14 protein-coding genes and 1 riboswitch are annotated in these 17,908 nt (G+C 37.0%); of the genes, 9 read left to right on the forward strand and 5 right to left on the reverse strand.

The features are described 5' to 3' along the window. Window positions 1–93: 93 nt before the first annotated feature. Window positions 94–191: riboswitch (TPP riboswitch) on the forward strand. Window positions 192–294: 103 nt separating this feature from the next. The 6 genes from tenA (at window position 295) to fni (ending at window position 6,973) form a co-directional block, all read left to right on the forward strand. Next, entirely contained in the window at window positions 295–987 is a 693-nt protein-coding gene (gene tenA / locus ACTXGU_RS07280) for a thiaminase II (RefSeq protein ID WP_443480838.1), read from the forward strand. After that, window positions 984–1,580 (forward strand): ECF transporter S component, encoded by a 597-nt coding sequence (locus tag ACTXGU_RS07285; protein ID WP_443480839.1) that lies wholly within the window; start codon window positions 984–986, stop codon window positions 1,578–1,580. The genes tenA and ACTXGU_RS07285 overlap by 4 nt, the downstream gene beginning before the upstream one ends. Continuing rightward, on the forward strand, window positions 1,558–3,177 hold the full coding sequence (locus ACTXGU_RS07290; RefSeq protein WP_443480840.1) for an ABC transporter ATP-binding protein: 1,620 nt from the start codon (window positions 1,558–1,560) through the stop codon (window positions 3,175–3,177). Before ACTXGU_RS07285 ends, ACTXGU_RS07290 begins: the two co-directional genes overlap by 23 nt. Further along, window positions 3,140–3,877 carry an energy-coupling factor transporter transmembrane component T family protein gene (locus tag ACTXGU_RS07295; protein ID WP_443480841.1) on the forward strand — a complete coding sequence of 246 codons (738 nt, stop codon included), beginning with the start codon at window positions 3,140–3,142 and terminating at the stop codon, window positions 3,875–3,877. The genes ACTXGU_RS07290 and ACTXGU_RS07295 overlap by 38 nt, the downstream gene beginning before the upstream one ends. 404 nt (window positions 3,878–4,281) lie before the next feature. Further along, the gene (locus tag ACTXGU_RS07300; RefSeq protein WP_443480842.1) at window positions 4,282–5,604 is read left to right on the forward strand and encodes an MATE family efflux transporter; all 1,323 of its coding nucleotides are present in this window, start codon (window positions 4,282–4,284) and stop codon (window positions 5,602–5,604) included. Window positions 5,605–5,944: 340 nt separating this feature from the next. Continuing rightward, window positions 5,945–6,973, forward strand: a complete 1,029-nt coding sequence (gene fni / locus ACTXGU_RS07305) for a type 2 isopentenyl-diphosphate Delta-isomerase (RefSeq protein WP_443480843.1) — start codon at window positions 5,945–5,947, stop codon at window positions 6,971–6,973. A 180-nt stretch (window positions 6,974–7,153) separates the two neighbouring features. Here the strand turns inward: fni and ACTXGU_RS07310 are convergent, their stop codons facing one another. From ACTXGU_RS07310 to ACTXGU_RS07325, 4 genes are all read right to left on the reverse strand, one after another. Further along, the gene (locus tag ACTXGU_RS07310; RefSeq protein ID WP_443480844.1) at window positions 7,154–8,161 is read right to left on the reverse strand and encodes a FecCD family ABC transporter permease; all 1,008 of its coding nucleotides are present in this window, start codon (window positions 8,159–8,161) and stop codon (window positions 7,154–7,156) included. A 167-nt stretch (window positions 8,162–8,328) separates the two neighbouring features. Continuing rightward, entirely contained in the window at window positions 8,329–9,327 is a 999-nt protein-coding gene (locus ACTXGU_RS07315; RefSeq protein WP_443480845.1) for a FecCD family ABC transporter permease, read from the reverse strand. 200 nt (window positions 9,328–9,527) lie between these two features. Further along, on the reverse strand, window positions 9,528–10,478 hold the full coding sequence (locus ACTXGU_RS07320) for an ABC transporter substrate-binding protein (protein WP_443480846.1): 951 nt from the start codon (window positions 10,476–10,478) through the stop codon (window positions 9,528–9,530). 199 nt (window positions 10,479–10,677) lie between these two features. After that, window positions 10,678–12,042, reverse strand: a complete 1,365-nt coding sequence (locus tag ACTXGU_RS07325; RefSeq protein WP_443480847.1) for an MATE family efflux transporter — start codon at window positions 12,040–12,042, stop codon at window positions 10,678–10,680. Between the two features lie 353 nt (window positions 12,043–12,395). Here ACTXGU_RS07325 and ACTXGU_RS07330 point away from each other — a divergent pair, with 353 nt between their 5' ends. Beyond that, the gene (locus ACTXGU_RS07330; protein WP_443480848.1) at window positions 12,396–13,595 is read left to right on the forward strand and encodes an MFS transporter; all 1,200 of its coding nucleotides are present in this window, start codon (window positions 12,396–12,398) and stop codon (window positions 13,593–13,595) included. Here the strand turns inward: ACTXGU_RS07330 and ACTXGU_RS07335 are convergent. Continuing rightward, a complete protein-coding gene (locus tag ACTXGU_RS07335) occupies window positions 13,587–13,907 on the reverse strand; it encodes a hypothetical protein (protein ID WP_443480849.1) in 321 nt (106 codons plus the stop codon). The genes ACTXGU_RS07330 and ACTXGU_RS07335 overlap by 9 nt on opposite strands. A 1,060-nt stretch (window positions 13,908–14,967) precedes the next feature. On the opposite strand from ACTXGU_RS07335, the gene ACTXGU_RS07340 reads away from it, so the two are divergent. Both ACTXGU_RS07340 and ACTXGU_RS07345 read left to right on the forward strand, forming a co-directional pair. After that, a complete protein-coding gene (locus ACTXGU_RS07340) occupies window positions 14,968–15,984 on the forward strand; it encodes a PTS transporter subunit IIC (protein ID WP_443480850.1) in 1,017 nt (338 codons plus the stop codon). A gap of 219 nt (window positions 15,985–16,203) precedes the next feature. Further along, complete coding sequence (locus ACTXGU_RS07345) at window positions 16,204–17,688, forward strand: helix-turn-helix domain-containing protein (RefSeq protein ID WP_443480851.1); 1,485 nt, start codon at window positions 16,204–16,206, stop codon at window positions 17,686–17,688. Window positions 17,689–17,908 lie beyond the last annotated feature (220 nt).

Raw genomic sequence — 17,908 nt, forward strand, 5'->3', positions numbered from 1 at the left:
TAATTCCGCGAAACAACGGATTCATTCTAACTGGTAATAAAATTAGATTGACACGGAAGAAGTATATTAGGTAAAGTAAGGGTAATTAAATAGGAAATCCACTAGGGGAGCCATTTGGCTGAGACAATTTTTTTGGACCCTTGGAACCTGATCTAGTTCACACTAGCGTAGGAAAGTGGAGTCGGCAAATTAAGATTAAATGTACATTTATTAGATAAAAAGCCACTCCATTACAGGGGTGGCTTTTTTGTTGGATAAAAACTCAAATAAGAACAATACGAGGAGGAAAAAACATTGAAGTTTTCACAACAATTACGCAAGGAAGCAGATAGCATTTTTCATGCTATATTTGAACATCCATTTGTTCAAGGAATCGCAAAAGGAGATTTAAAGGCAGAGCAGCTTATTCATTATGTAAAACAAGATTTTGAATACTTAAATTCCTTTATTCAAATTTATGGAACAGCTATTTCCAAATGTGACAACAGAGAAGATATGGAAATGTTTAATGAACAAATTTCCTTTATTTTAAAGAGTGAAATTCACCCACATAATAATTTTTGCCAAGTAGCAGGCGTTTCATATGAAGATTTGCAAGGTTTTCCACTGTCGCCATCTTCTCATCACTATATTCGCCATATGCTTACTGTTGCACAGCACGGTTCAATTGCTGATATTATCGCGGTGTTATTGCCATGCCCTTGGACGTATTTAGAGATTGGAAAAAAACTGTTGAAAGAAGTGAACCCAGAACCATCTCATCCATTTTACGACTGGATCCATTTTTATGGAGGAAGAGATAGTATGGATACTCTTACAGATAAGTTTTGTGCTCGTTTAGATGAATTAGTGGAACATGCAAGTGAGGAAGAAAAGGAAAAAATGAAAGAATATTATTTATTAAGCTGTCAGCTTGAATATAAGTTTTGGGATATGGCCTATACATTAGAAGATTGGCCGGTAAAAATGGGGGTTGCTAACGTATGAATTGGAAAATAAAAGAGGTTGTCTTATTAGTAGTATTATCTGTTGCTTGTGGTGTTGTATATCTTGGATGGTCGACATTATGGCTTCCTATTTCGGGACTTGTTGGACCGGTGGGCGCTGAGTTTATGTTTGGAATATGGGTCATTGCCAGTCCAATTATTGCTTATATCATTAGAAAGCCTGGAGCTGCGCTGATTGCGGAAGTAGCTGCTGCAGCTGTTGAGCTTTTTACAGGCAGCCATTTTGGTTTAGGGGCATTATTAATTGGTATTTTCCAAGGAATAGGATCAGAAATAGCTTTTGCGATTTTCCGTTATAAAAAATACAATGCACTTGTTCTAATGCTTTCTGGTGCATTCGCAGGGATTGTCAGTATGGTTTATGCAGTAATAGCATATGGATTTAACTATTATACAACAGGGGTTTTAATTGCTACACTTGTCATTCGAATTGTTAGCGGTATGCTCTTAGGTGGTTTATTAGGAAAAGTAATTGTCGATGTTATCGCGAAAACAGGTGCTTTGAATCAGTTTGCGATTAAACAGCAACAACGCAATAAGGATGATCAAAATGACTTCGTTGTTAGGATGTAATCACCTTTCTGTTCGCTTTTTTAACCAAAAAGAGAAAGTCTTGGAAAAAATAACTGTTTCTTTTCAAGAAGGAGAAAAGGTATTAATTCTCGGTCCCAGCGGAAGCGGGAAATCTACCTTGCTGTCTGTGTTTGCCGGCATTATTCCAGAGCATATTGAAGCAGAAGTTAGTGGAGAAGTGACTAGAAAACAAAATATCGGCGTCATGTTTCAAGATCCAGACGCTCAATTTTGTATGCATCGTGTAGACGAAGAAATAGCGTTTAGTTTAGAAAATAGAAACGTTCCAAGAGAAGAAATGGACGATATTATTGTGAATATGTTGGAGCTTGTCGGGTTAGATATTGACCCGACTACGCTTATTTCTACATTATCTGGTGGAATGAAGCAGCGTTTAGCATTAGCCTGTTTGTTGGCGTTAAAGCCAGATGTTTTATTTTTTGACGAGCCAACCGCACAGCTGGATCCGTTAAGCCGGATGGAAATATTTACATTGTTGAAAGAGACAGCAGAAAAAACGAAGCAAACGATGATTTTTGTCGAACATGTATTAGATGGCTGCATAGAGTGGATGGATCGTGTTATTTTGTTGAATTCAAATGGACAGATCATTGCTGATGGAAAACCTGCCGATATTCTCATAAATTACGAAGCGCAAATGGATGAAGCAGGGATATGGAAACCGAAAATTTTTCCTCATACATGGCAGGATATTATCCAAGATGAACAACATCCTATTTCGAAAAAGCTGATTGAGCAGCTGGAAACAAGGCAAAATAAATCAAGTTGCAAAAAAGAAGAAACAGCTCCCGTTATTGAAATAAAAGATTTGGCTATTCAATACGGAAAAAAGCCGGTGCTTCAACATATCGATACAACCATTCATAAAGGTGAGTGGGTTTCTATCATTGGGAAAAACGGCAGTGGAAAAAGCACCTTTTTAAAAGCAATCGCTCAATTATTGAAAAGAAAAAGCGGAGACATCCGGATACATGGCAAAGAACTAAAACGATGGTCTGATAAAGAGCTTTATAAAACGGTAGGATTTGTTTTCCAAAATCCTGAGTTGCAGTTTATTAATCAGACTGTATTTGAAGAAGTCGCTTTTTCTGGGAGGCAGCAGAAGTGGAGTGAAGAAGAGATCTTCACACAAGCAACGAGTATATTAACAGAATTCGGGTTAAAAAAGCATCGTGATTTTCATCCATTTACATTAAGCTTTGGACAAAAAAGACGGTTGAGTGTTGCAACGATGCTGCTTTTAGATCAGGATATTCTGCTACTAGATGAGCCAACGTTTGGCCAGGATAGAAAATCAGCGCAGCAGCTGCTTGATCTATTAAAAAGGAGACAAGAAGAAGGAACGACCATTGTGATGGTAACGCATGATATGGATATAGTAGACCGTTATTCTGATAGAGTTATCTTGTTTGAAAATGGGGGAATTACTTATAATGGCGATCCATTTTCCTTCTTTCAAACTGCGACTTCTATGAAAAACTCCAGTATTCTTCCACCTCTTCCATACAAATTTTTAATGGAACGAAAGGGGGAGAAACATGTTAACGGGCAATCAATCTTATCTATCCACCCTTAACCCAACGATAAAATTAGCAACGCATCTTATCCTTATGTGTTTGTTAATGGCGATAACAAATCCGTTAACGACACTGGCGATTTGGATTTTTACGCTTATTATCGGAATTAGTATTGGCGGCTGGAGGGCTCCATATTTAGTAAAAGTGTTATTGCCTTATACGATCTTTTTTGTGCTTACCTTTTGGATGATAGCAGCGTTTGGCAAAGGGGACCATGTCCTAATGGAATGGGCATGGTTTCGCATCACAGAAGAGAGTGTAAGGAACGGACTAACAATCGCGCTGCGTATGTTTGGATTTGTCACAATCAGTTTATTATTTACTTCAACAACAGATTTAAATTTATTTGTCATGAGTCTTATCCAACAATGCAAATTATCGCCAAAATGGGCGTATGGCTTTTTAGCTGGATTTCGCTGCATTCCGATGTTTCAAGCAGAACTAGCGCAAATAAAGGACGCCCATCGAATTAGAGGATATAAGCATCATGGCAGCTGGAGAGCGTTTATGCGGTATATGGTTCCACTGTTATTACAGGCGATTCGCAAATCAGAAAGAATGGCAATTGCGATGGAAGCACGAGGATTTACAGGAACAAGGGAACGAACCTATTACCGATCCCCAACGGTTTCTAAACGAGACTATGTTTATTTTGGTGCAGTATTGATGATAGCAGCTCTTATAATATATATAGTATAAAGTTAAGTTGCATGAAAATTAGAGGATGTAAAAAGCAGTTTATCCCTTTATCCGAGGATAGACTGCTTTTTTTCATTAGGCTATTTTCTCAAAATTAGTTGTTTTTTACATGAAAAATTGAAGAAGAATTACTCAGCAGACTGAATACACGTAGACTCCTGTGGGAATGCGAGAAAGACGAGACCCCACAGGAGCGTATGCGACGAGGAGGCTCGACGCTCGCCCACGGAAAGCGAAGTGTATTCAGTCTGCGAATTTAAAAGCAACAATCTATACGAAAACAGCCTTTCATCAAGAAAGAATATTAAATCGTAATAATTACAATTTACAAACGGTAGAATATATATTACGATAATCAAGATAAAAATAAATGTTTATCATTAAAAAGAGAGATAGGTGGAAAAATGACTCACCGTTATTATTTATCTTTAGCATTACCGCTGATTTTTGCTACTATTACCGTTCCGCTGCTAGGTGCAGTGGACACTGCCGTTGTTGGACAGCTCCCTAATCCTGCTTATATAGGTGGTGTAGCAGTAGGAACCGTCATTTTTAATACGATGTATTGGCTATTTGGCTTTCTTCGTGTCAGCACTTCTGGGTTTGCAGCACAGTCTTTAGGGGCAAAGGATCCTTTTCAAAGTGCAATGGCGTTTATTCGTCCGCTTTGCTTAGCAATTATTATTGGACTGTTTTTTATCATCCTGCAAAAACCTATTTTGCAAGCTTCTTTACATCTTCTTGGGGTACAGGGAAAAATAAAGGAACTTTGTGCTGTTTATTACCATATTAGAGTATGGGGAGCTCCTTTTGCGCTAATGAATTATGTTGTAATTGGCTGGTTATTAGGGATGGCTCACATAAAACAAACAGTGACCATTCAATTATTAATGAATATCTTTAATATCATCATGGCAGTTGTACTTGTTTTGGTGTTTCATTTAAATGTGGCTGGAGTAGCATTTGCAACGCTTTCAGCAGAAATAGTGGCATTTGGCATAGGCGTTTTTATTTTAACAAAAAATAAGAAATTACGTTTAAATTATTCTTGGAAAGAATTAGCATCTCATTTATCCGATCGAGAACCTTTAAAAAAAATGTTTATCGTCAATCGGGACTTATTTATTCGCACCATTTGTCTTTTAGCTGTGTTTAATATTTTTACAGCAAAAGGGGCTGCATATGGTGAATTAGTATTGGCTGCAAATGCTATTTTAATACAAATTCATTATATAATGGCGTATCTTTATGATGGTTTGGCCAATGCTGCTAGCATCTTAACTGGGAAAGCTGTTGGAGAGCGGAATAAAGATTTATATCAAGCTACAGTCAAAAAAGCCTATCAATGGTCTATTCTTTTCTCCATTACGATAGCTATTTCTTTTTTTATTGGAAGAGAAGCAATCATTCCTCTTTTTACTGTAGTGGATGAAGTAATTAATCTCGTACATCAATATGAATGGTGGCTTGTACTTTTTCCTCTTTGTGCTTGTTTAGGTCTTGTTCTTTACGGTGTCTTTACAGGAGCAACGGAAGCAGGTTTAGTAAGAAATAGTATGATTGGATCTATCCTGATCTTTTTAGCTGTACTTTTTCCTGCAACGTACTTTTGGGGAAATCATGGCTTATGGTTTGCGTTTATTATGTTTAGTCTATTTCGCTCTATCTTATTGGTTTTGTATATGCCGAAGCTTTCACAAAGACTTGCTTTTATGAAAGAGGAATAATATTATAATATATTTTCCATACTTATTAAAAACTGTTCATATAAGTTCATGTTCAAAAAGGAGGATAACTAGAGCGGAGAAGTTCGAAGTAACGAAGAGATTTGCAAGCTTTTGTTCCCGGTCTTTTTGAACACCACCTATAAAAAATGGGAGAAGCAGTACTCAGCAGACTGAATACACGTAGACTCCTGTGGGAATGCGAGAAAGACGAGACCCCACAGGAGTGTATGCGACGAGGAGGCTCGACGCTCGCCCACGGAAAGCAAAGTGTATTTAGGCTGCGCGTTTAAAAGCAACAATCTTTACGGAAACAGCCAAAAAATAAAAGGATGACAAGCGATTGAAAGATAAGAATATTGAGCAAAGAAAGTCAGAGCATATTGAAATATGTTTATATAACAATGTTAACAGCAGCGGAATCACTAATGGTTTGGAGAACTATTATTTTATTCATCAAGCTTTGCCAGAAATAGATTTTCAGGAGATTGATATTAGTACAGACTTCTTAGGAAAAAGGCAGCGCACACCTTTTTTAATCAGCAGTATGACAGGCGGCACGAAAAAAGCCTATGAAATAAATAAAAATTTAGCTGCAGCAGCAGAAGAAAATGGCTGGGCACTGGCATTAGGATCAACAAGATCTGCGTTGGAAAAAGAGGATATGGCATATACTTTTCAATTAAGAAAATATGCACCAACCACTCCGATTATAGCGAATTTAGGTGCGGTTCAGCTCAATTATGGATACGGGATAGAGGAATGTCAAAAAATTATTGAGCTGACAGAAGCAGATGCTCTAGTACTGCATTTAAATTCGCTGCAGGAAGTAATCCAAACAGAAGGAAATACTAATTTTAAACAATTATTGTTGAAAATTAAGAAAGTTTGTTCAAACATACAAGTCCCTGTCGGCATAAAAGAAGTAGGCTGGGGAATCAATGGCCAGCTGGCTAAGCGCTTAATGGATTGCGGCATCCAATTTGTAGATGTAGCTGGGGCTGGAGGAACCTCATGGACAGAAGTGGAAAAGCACCGCTCAACAGACTCGTTAAAAATACTCGCAGCACAAGCATTTGCCGATTGGGGAATACCAACTGCGGAATGTATTATTGATTGCAGAAAAGAAAATGAGTCAGGCGTACTTATTGCAAGCGGCGGTCTGCATACAGGCGTAGATGCAGCAAAGGCGCTTGCGTTGGGTGCGAATATGGTCGGATTTGGAAGAACGATATTAAAAGATGCGGTTGATTCCAAAGAGAAACTGCTTCAAACGTTTAATAGAATCGAATTTGAGTTGAAATTAGCGATGTTTGGTATAGGAGCAGAATCGTTAAAAAATATACACAGGTCTTCATTGAAGAAAAAATAAATGGGATGGCTTTCGTAAAAGAAAGCTATCCCATTTTTAAATATTAGAATTATATGTCTTAAGTTAGATAAGTGTCTAGCTTCAGCGCCTAGCCCCTGTGAAAGATAACCTCTTGTCTCTAAAAGTAAAATACACTTTTTGAGACAAGAGAACATTTTTCTTCGGGGCTGGTCAAGGCGCTTACGCTTTTCTTGTTTTACTATGCCGCCACATTAGAAATAAAAAGTACGGTGCACCAATTATCGATGTTATTAATCCAGCAGGTATTTCAATTGGTGGAAACAGTCCTCGGCCAAGAGAATCTGCAATCAGCACCATTAAAGCGCCGATAAGCAAAGATGTTGGGATAGAATAAATATGCTTGGAACCGACGAGTTGTCGTGCGATATGGGGGCTGATTAAGCCGACAAAACCAATCATTCCTGCAGCTGCTATACTTGCACCAGTTAAAAGGACGGCTGACAGAAGCAAAAGAATCTTCATCCATTCAACTCTTAGACCCAGCCCAACAGCTGTCTGCTCCCCAAGCAACAATAAGTCGAGGGATTTCGACAAGAACAGTACAAATAACACAATAACAATAACCCAGGGCAAAATAAACAGCACTTGTTCCCATGTTCTTCCGAATAAACTGCCATTAAGCCATAAAAGAGAGCTTTGCACATTCGTTTTTATTGCTAATAAGCTTAGCTGAACGGCAGCGCTGCAAAAAGCACTTATAGATACCCCAACAAGAGCAAGTCTAGTTAAGTCTAATCCATTTTTATAGGCAATCACATAAACAGCAAGCGCAGCTAATAACCCGCCAATAAATGCCGCCATTCCAGTATAGGCAATATTTAAGCTCGGAAAGAGAAGAAAAAGACTTACAGCACCAACACTTGCACCCCCGGATATCCCTAATGTATCAGGAGCAGCAAGGGGGTTTTGCAAGACGGTTTGCGCAATAGCCCCAGCGATGGCTAAACCGCCGCCAACAAATAAAGCTAACACAATTCTTGGCATTCGATAGTGAAGGATAATATAGGATTCATTATCACTGCCTAGTCCGAAAAGAGCCAGTATAACAGATGAAGGGCTGATAGGAACAGCTCCTAATCCAATATTCATAATGGATATCAGCAGAAGCAGTATAAACAAAATAACAATAATAAAGATTGGATGAACAGTTTTTAATAAGTTTTGCATTAGGCTTTTTGTCCTTTTTTAGAAGATAATAAAGTATCAAATTTTAGAAGTTAGATAAGTGTCTAGCGCAAGCAGCCAGCCCTTGTGAAAAATAACCCTTTGCCTCTAAAAGTAAAAAGCACTTTTTGAGTCAAATGAACATTTTTCTTCAGGGCTGATCAAGGCGTTTACGCTTTTCTATTTTTCCTTGCTAAATAAATGAAATACGGTGTACCAATTAAAGCCGTCACAATTCCAACTGGTGTTTCAGATGGAAAAGAAATAAACCGGGAAAGCACATCGGCAATTAACAGCAGGTTTGCACCAAATAAAGCACTTAGAGGCAGTATTTTTCGATAATCTACTCCAACTAAAAAACGGACGACATGTGGAACGATTAAGCCGATAAAACCAATTGGCCCTACTGTTGCTACGGTAGATCCTGCCAATAAAACGACTAAAATAATCACCAATACCTTTATCAAAATAATACGTTGTCCAAGCCCTTTTGCAACATCATCTCCTAAAACTAATAGAGACAGGGAGCTTGCTAATAGAAAGCTAGAAAGAAGGGCGATAAAACTAATTGGAAACAGCAATTGTACATCTGCCCAAGTTGTACCTGCAATCATGCCTGCAAGCCAAATCAGGATATTATTGATCGAATCCTCGTTAAATAATAATAATGATTGAGTGCCTGAAGAGAATAGTGCTTGAATAGCGATGCCTACTAACGCAATCTTTACTTCTATTGCTCCTCCTTTAAAAATAAAACTCATCATAAAAATAAGAGAAGCCGCCACTAAACCACCTAAAAAACCACTTCCAATCAGTGCGTAGCCTGTTACAGCAGGAAATAAAACGGTCATTAATACAATCACAAACGATGCACCGGCGTTAATGCCTAACACGCTGGGAGAAGCTAATGGATTTCTTGTGATGCCTTGCATCATTGCTCCTGCAACAGATAAATTTGCGCCAACTAATATCGTGATCAGTAATCTTGGAAGTCTAATATCATGCAGAATAATGGAGAGCTCTGATTCGTCAGGAGAAAAAAGATGATCGAAAATTGAATGAATTGTATAAGAGTAAGCTCCTAATTTTAAAGAAAAATAGGAGGCTATTACTAAAATAATCAAACCAATGAAGCTGATGAAAAATACATTTTTATTAACATTATGCAATCGTGATACACCTCAAATAAGAATGGTTAAGCAGTTGTTCAAAAAGTCCGGGAATCATAGCTGTCGAATCTCTTCGCCTGAGTCGTCACTCCAGTCCTCACGTAGCACTACCTACGCTCCGGGCTTCGTGACTTCCGCGCCTCGACCTTCTCCGCTCTGATTTTCCTCCTTTTTGAACACGCACTTTAAGCGAATTTGGCTTACTTATTATGCACAAAAATATGTTTAAATTCTTCCATTCTATCATTTATTGCCGTAAGACTGCGTCTTCTTGACCAGTCATTGTGGTTTACTTCATATACGTTTCCAGCTTGAACAGCTTGGAGCTTGTTCCATAATTTATCATTTTTTAGTGATTCTTTAATGGATGGCTCGTCCTCATTTATAGAAATAATTAAGGTTTCAGGGTTTATAGTTAATAATTGTTCAACGGTCATCTCTTTCGACGTTTCCTTTTCATCAACAAACGCATAGGGAAGACCAATAGTAGTAAAAAAGCTTGGTGTGAAAAAAGAACTAGTTTGTACTTCGAAAATTCCTTCGCTAAACCCGGCGATCAGCACATCCTTATCTGCTGATTTTATATTATCTTTTAATTGCTGTACATTATTTTCGTGTTCTTCGATTAATTTCTTTCCTTGCTCCTCTTTCCCTAATGCTGTTCCAATCGATTTCGTATTTTTTAGGACAGTGGAATAATCTGCGGCATCATCTTTTAATGCTACAGTTGGTGCTATATTGGATAATTCTTTATAAATGCTTGCATGTCTATCGCTATCTGCAATAATTAAGTCAGGATTTAAGGTGCGAATTACTTCTAAATTTGGCTGTGCTCGTGTTCCGACAGAAGTATACCCTTTAATCTTATCATAAATATTTTTTGCAATTCGCTCTGGGCGGTCATCATCTGCTACGCCTACAGGAATAACATCAAATGGAACAACAGTTTCTGTTAAGCCAAGCTCTAATGTAACCACTCGTTTTGGATTTTCTGGAACATCTGCTGTTCCGAGCTCATGGCTAACGGCTGTTGTTTTTTTGCTTTTTGTTGTATTATCCTTATCATCTTCTGCATTTCCGCAAGCAGATAGGATGAAGATAAAACAAAGAAGTATACTATAAGACCATTTTCTTTTTAATACAGCTTTCATTTGCATTCCCCACTTTTTCTATATTCTCATTAACAACAATGATAATCATTTTCATATAGGGAAGTCAACAGAATTTTAGGACTTTAATAACTTGTGTTAAATGAATATTCGAAATTTTGACGAATTTTTTACACGAAGTAGTAAGATATGAATAGTAAAAAACCATGGAGAATTTATTCACCATGGTCTTAGTCTTTCATTAAATATGTTCTTTTACAGTGTGTTTCACGCGAATTCTTTCCCAAGGTTTTGAAAGCCATCTCTTGCAAGCGAAGCAGCCTCTAAACCATTCATCCATTCCTTGTGCAATCCAAACTCCTAACAAGCCTAGGCCCAATTGAACACCTAATGCATAACTAAGCGCAACAGATATTCCCCACATAGAAATGATGCCAATAACGATAGGGAAACGAACATCACCAGCCGATTTTAAGGAACTCATTAACACAATATTCATTGCTCTACCAGGTTCCGTAAGAGCTACTGCCCATAATATAGGTAAACCAATTGCGATAATTTCGTAATTATTGGTAAACAGTTTTAATATGGGAGCACCAATCAGTGCCATTGCTAATGAAACAACTGCAGAAGCAACCATCGCAATTTTTAATGTTTTCACTCCTCGTTTCAAAGCTCGTTCATATTGTTTCCCGCCAATATAACGAGCAACTAAAAGCTGCGTTCCTTCTGCAATCGCTAAGGTAAATAAAAAACAAACCATCGAAATATTGGTGATATACACTCTGGCAGCTAACGAAGCATCTCCTAAAGAAGCAACAATAGCAGTAATTACTAATTGGGAAAATTGATACGATAAATTTTCACCCGCAGACGGGATTCCAATAAAAAGCATATCTCGAACATCTTGTTTATTGGCTTTAATAATGTCACTTACTTTAAAAGCTAACGCAATTCGACGATATACTAAGTATAAAAGGACAAGTACTGCAAAAGCACGAGCAATAACAATCGTCCAAGAAACTCCGATTACTCCAAATATCGGAAGACCAAATATCCCAAAAATACTAATAGAATAACCGATTACACTTAATATATTCATAAGTATACTAACTATCATGGATTCTTTTGTAAAACCGTGGCTGCGTAATATAGCGCTTAATGCAAGAGAGAGAGATTCTAAGAAGAGGGAAGCACCGCATATGCGGATAAACGTAAGACCGTAATTTAACACTTCACCTTTTATATCAAATAAACGTAATAATGGGTCGCCGAAGATAAGAACGAGACAGGAAACAATAACACCAAACCAAACGTTAAGACCAACCGCTGAACGAGCGAACCGTCTTGCTTTACTAAACTCATTCGCCCCAAGTCTTTGACCAATAAGAATCATGGCGGCAATTGAAGTAACGTTAAACACGAGAATAAAGATGCCTAATAATTGGTTTGCGACACCTACTCCAGCAGCTGCTTCATCAGAATAATGACTGAGCATCAAAGTGGCAATTACTCCCATTCCCAAGTGTAAAGCTAATTCAATAAAAAGTGGCCATGAGATCTGAAAAAGTGACTGTTCCTGCAATTTATTTGTTGATGCGTTCAACCTTAAAATCCCCCTTTGCTTATTAATAATATATTGAAAACATAAGATACATTTTATTCATATTTAACGGAAAGTAAAGAGAAAAATAATAAATTTTTATAGAAATTTTTTCATTTGTTTGAAAGCGTTTTATTTATAGAGGATTTGCCAAAATAAACCGACAGCAAGCGGTTGAAATTACAATTTTCTAAAAACAGCGAAAGCTTTTTTTTCTTTAAATAGCATGTGCTGTTAGCTAGTGGGAAAAGATAGAAATCTATATTGAAAAAATGTAATGATGATTGTCATGACACGTGTTAATATAAAAGATATATTTGAAATCTTATGAATGAAACGAATTTAGGAGGACTTTTATGGAAAAGGATGTTTCAAATCGGAAACTGCTTGGTGTAGCAGGGCTAGGATGGATGTTCGATGCAATGGATGTCGGCATGCTATCTTTTATTATTGCAGCACTTCAAGCTGACTGGGGTTTATCTGTTAAAGAGATGGGATGGATCGGAAGCATTAACTCCATCGGAATGGCTGTCGGCGCTCTTCTGTTTGGAATCATGGCAGATAGAGTTGGCAGAAAGAATGTATTCATTATCACCTTGTTATTATTTTCTATTTGCAGCGGTATATCTGCCTTTACAACAAGCTTAACAGTATTTTTATGTTTACGGTTTTTAATTGGCATGGGATTAGGAGGAGAATTGCCTGTTGCCTCTACATTAGTATCGGAAAGCGTGCCGAAGGAAAAACGCGGAAGAGTAGTCGTTCTATTGGAAAGCTTTTGGGCATTTGGATGGTTATTAGCGGCAGTTATCTCTTACTTTATTATTCCTAAATACGGATGGGAAATGGCCTTATTAATTAGCGTACTGCCTGCATTTTATGCTCTTTATTTACGCTGGAACTTACCTGATTCTCCACAATATACAACAATAGAGAAAAAGAAAAGATTGTCTGCTTTGGCCAGTTTGAAAGCAATATGGTCAAAAGAGAATGCCAAAAAAACAACGATGTTATGGATTCTATGGTTTTGTGTCGTATTTTCCTACTATGGCATGTTCCTGTGGCTGCCTAGTGTAATGGTGATTAAAGGATTTAGCTTAATTAAAAGCTTTGGATATGTACTCATTATGACTTTCGCACAGTTGCCTGGTTATGCACTGGCTGCATATTTAATTGAAAAAGTTGGCCGGAAATTTGTGTTGGTTGTTTTTCTAATCGGAACGGCAATTAGTGCCTTTTTATTTGGAACAGCAGAATCAACATGGCTGCTGATGACTTCAGGCATTTTCCTTTCCTTTTTCAATCTAGGAGCATGGGGAGCTTTATATGCATACACTCCTGAACAGTATGCAACAAATGTCAGGGGAACTGGTGCAGGGATGGCAGCTTCCTTTGGACGGATCGGCGGTGTGCTTGGACCTCTATTAGTTCCGTTTTTAGTAGAGCAGCAAATATCGATAGCTTCTATATTTACATTATTTTGTATTGCTATATTTATCGGAGCAGCTGCTGTTCTCTTTTTAGGAAAAGAAACAAAAAACACAGCGTTATCTTAATAACTCAAACTTCGCACCTTCAAATTCGTTTGCAAATCTTGATAGGACTCGGTTTAAAACAATAAAAAGGGAGGCTTGTTTTTTATTGTTGAGGTTACTTTCCACTACGGGTTGCTTCGCTTTCCGCGGGGTGGGAGCTGAGCCTCCTCGGCTTTGCCTTAACGGGGTCTCAGCCTTCCCATATTTCCCGCAGGAGTCTTCGCACCCTCCGTTACAAGCAACTTGTTTTAAAATAAGTTCTTGTTTTCGAATTTCATTACAAGGTATTATTGCTAAACAATAGTAGCGTTGATTTTTTTTGTTATCATTCAACGTTGTTCTACCAAAATGTGCCGCTTGAGTCTATTTCTATAAAGTGGGTGTTTTTACCAGTTAAGCTACAGCAACTAATTGAGCAAACGGCTTGATTGAAGTGGAAGGTGCGAGACTCCTGTGGGATTAGCGGGTTAGATGAGACCCCGCAGGCGCAAGCGCCGAGGAGGCTCATCACACGCCCCACGGAAAGCGAGCATCCTGAAACGGAAAGCAAGCCCCTATTTGTAAGGAATAATGTTTGCAAAAAAACACCCTAAAAGACTATTCAATCACTCTTTTCTAATTGCTCTAAACCAAGTTATGCCAATACATGAAGAGGAATTTATAACTGCGAAGTTTGAGTTAATAAGAAAAGCGTTTCTTAGCAGCCTGCATACACGTAGACTCCTGTGGGAATGCGAGAAAGTCGAGACCCCACAGGAGCAAAGCGACGAGGAGGCTCTACGCTCGCTAAACGGACGAAGTGTATGCAGGCTGCGCGTTTAAAAGCAACAATCTATACGAAAACAGCCTTGACGAAAAGTAAGTATTTTCTTCCTAATTTTACAAACCATAATGAGGGAAAAAACCCATTTTTATTTAAAAAATATAGAATATAGGATGCGAATTTCTTGACAAAAAATATTCTTCACTATGAATAAATTCTTTTTAATTTCCTACAGAAAGATAGTAGAAGGAGGTAGGAAGTTAGCAATTTTTATTGAAAGATATCGTATTTCTTATCATATTGTTTATATTTAAAAGCGAATTTATAATTTGGAATTAAAAAAAATATTTACATATTCAGAATATTGATGATAATATTACTACACAATAACAATTAGGAGGGGCATAACATGAAAACGAACACAATTTTATTAGTCAATAATACCCTCATAGTATGCTCTTTGGATTAAATAAACCCTACTTAATTTATAGGGAATTGTTTAGTCCAGTTTTTGTTGTTTACAAAACAAGGCGCTAAACAAGCAGTAAAAAACAGTGCCTATCCGATTGTAACCGGACAGGCTCTTTTTATGGGATTAGAGCCATTAATTTAATAGAGGAGAAGAGTAAAATGGATAAGAAAAGTTTTATGGATTATGTGTATAAAGCCTCAACTGGAATGTCAAATGCAGTATTAGTGACATTGGGAATGGGCTTGCTGTTAGAATCAATTGGAAAAGCTTTAGGATGGGATATCCTAATTCATATAGGGTCAGTTGCAAAAGTATTGCTTGCTCCAGCGTTTGGTGCAGGAATTGCTTATCAATTAGGCGGAAATACACTAGTAATTTTCAGTGCGATGATTTGTAGTAGCATCGGAGGAAATGCCGTTCAATTAACGGAAGCAGGTTTAACGATTGTACCTGGACAACCAATAAGTGCTGTATTAGCAGCTGTTATCGCAACAATTGTTGGTAAATACATTAATGGAAAAACAATTTTGGATATGATTGCTATTCCAGCTGGATCAATTTTAGTCGGTGGTTTTGCAGGTGTCGGGTTAGCGTATGTAACGACGCCATTATTAACTTGGATAAGCGAGCAAATTACTCATTCTGTACAAGGTTATCCGTTAATTGCACCAATGGTTATTTCATTAGCATGGAGTATTTTATTAATGACGCCAGCATCTTCTGCTGCGTTAGCGATTGCATTACAACTAGATCCTGTTTCAAGTGCGGCAGCATTAATTGGTTGTACCGTTCAATTTGTAGGGTTTACGGCTATGTCTATTAGACAAAATGATTTAGGCGGATTTTTAGCGCAGTCTATTATTACACCAAAAGTTCAATTCCCGAACTTAGTAAAAAATCCATTATTAATTATTCCACCTTTTGTAGCGGCTGTTATTTGTGCTCCAATTGCAACTTTAGGATTTCATTTTACAGCAACATATGAATTAGCAGGCCTTGGTTTGAACTCATTAATAGCACCTATTAGTATTCTAGCATTACAAGGTATCGATGGATTTTTAATTTATATGGCATTTGGTGTTGTATTGCCAATTGTGATTACATTGCCATTATACTATTTAATTTTAAAACTTGGCTGGGCAAAAACTGGCGACTTAGCGATGAAAGTTCAGTAAGTATTTTATGAAAGCTTAGGGTCATTATTTATGATCTTAAGTTTTTTTTATGTTTTTCTGTGCTTTCCGTTTAAGAGTTTTCATTCATCATTTAAGGAGAATGATAAGTTGCCTTTTAGTACGATTTTTCCAAATATTAATGAATAATACCGCGTGTTAGATATTTTTGTACCAAGGTACCTTTAAAATTACATACATACCATATAGACAGTAGGGTTGGTGAACCATTTGAAATTGTTAATAGCTGAACGTGACAGCAATGAGAGAACGGCAATCGAGTGGCTTATTTCTGTCTACTCACTTCCGATAAATAAGGTATTCACTGTAAGTACTTTAAGGGAAACAATGACCATATTAGAAAAAGAAGTGCCGGATATTCTGTATATAGAATTAGATATGATTCCAAACGAAGAGTGGACTTCAATTACAAAATACGTAAAATATTTCAATCCCAATGTTATTGCTGTCACAGCAGAGGCAACATTCGAACGAGCCAAACAAGCGATTGAATGGAGAAGTGTTGAATTGTTAGTAAAGCCGTTAGATCCTGTGAAAATTAAACACTGTTTACAAACAGCCCTTTCAGTTGCTAATAATCAAAAAACTAACAATAAACCATTAGCTCATGCTAATGAGACTTATTCCTATCATTCTTTATTCTTACAAGAAGAGCAATCTGCTGTGAATGTTGTATTAATGGTGCTTCAGACAGAAAACGTGCAGAAACTTCCAGAGTTAATCAGATTTTTGAATTACTATCCTTTCAGAAAACAACCGGTCATTCTACCATTAATAGATATGGTTGTTTGTCTGTTTCAATCTCCGATTCAGGATATTAAAGAAGAGGCATCAAAAATATTACGAGAATGGGAAGTTGACAGTATTGAGCCGGTAGCGGCAGTGATTGTTCCTTCCGATGCAGGTCACAAAACAATACATGAGATGTATCAAACTGCCCAAAGATTATTGGAGGTTACGTTTTTTATTGGTTATCGACAAGTCATTCTACCCGAATCCACATACGAACGTTGGCAGGAAATAGATCCATTTCTGACTCCAAAGGAGCAGCAGGAATGGATTGAAATGTTAGAACAATTTGATAAGCAAAAATTGAAAGAATGGATGTACAATGAATTTTTATATGTTAAAACACCATTCCCAAATCCAGAAAAACTTAGAACTAGGCTGACGAGTATTTTAGCTCAAATCAGAAGGTTCATGAAAACGAATCAATTAGATCAGCAAGAAACAGAAGAATATTACACAAAAATTTTTACTGATATATTGTACAATCGAGTGTTGTACAGAATTGTACAAGAAATGCTGCTGTTTCTTTACGAACTGATTGATCGTGCAAAACAGGCAGATCAATTATTAAAAAAAGATGTTATTGAAAAGGGAGTTAGCTATATCGAAACTTATTATGGTGATCATAATTTAACACTTGAGAAAGTAGCAAAAGTCGTAAAGAGAAATCCAGCATATTATAGCCATTTATTGATGAAAAAGTATGGCATATCTTTTAGTCAATTAGTGACAAATACAAGAATAAAAGAGGCAAGAAGACTTTTGTCTACAACAGAATTATCCATTAAAGAAATTTCATACCAAGTAGGTTTCTATAATCCAAACTACTTTTCCCGAATTTTTAAAGAATCCATTGGAATGACACCTCGTGACTATCGAAATAATAACCAGGATTAAAACTTGAAAATTATTTAGAAATCTAAAATAAATGCAGAAATCTAAAAAAAACATACTTTGTTCATTTTTTTATTGTCAGAAAATATTACACAATTCGAAAATATTTATTAATTTCCGGAAAGAATGTGTCTATTGTTAGCTATTTCAATATCTTATACTTTTCATTAATTAAAGAAAAGTACAAGCATAGGGAACTATCACTTCACAAAATGCATTACAA

The organism is Niallia sp. 01092 (genome assembly GCF_052318935.1).
GTDB lineage: Bacteria > Bacillota > Bacilli > Bacillales > Cytobacillaceae > Niallia.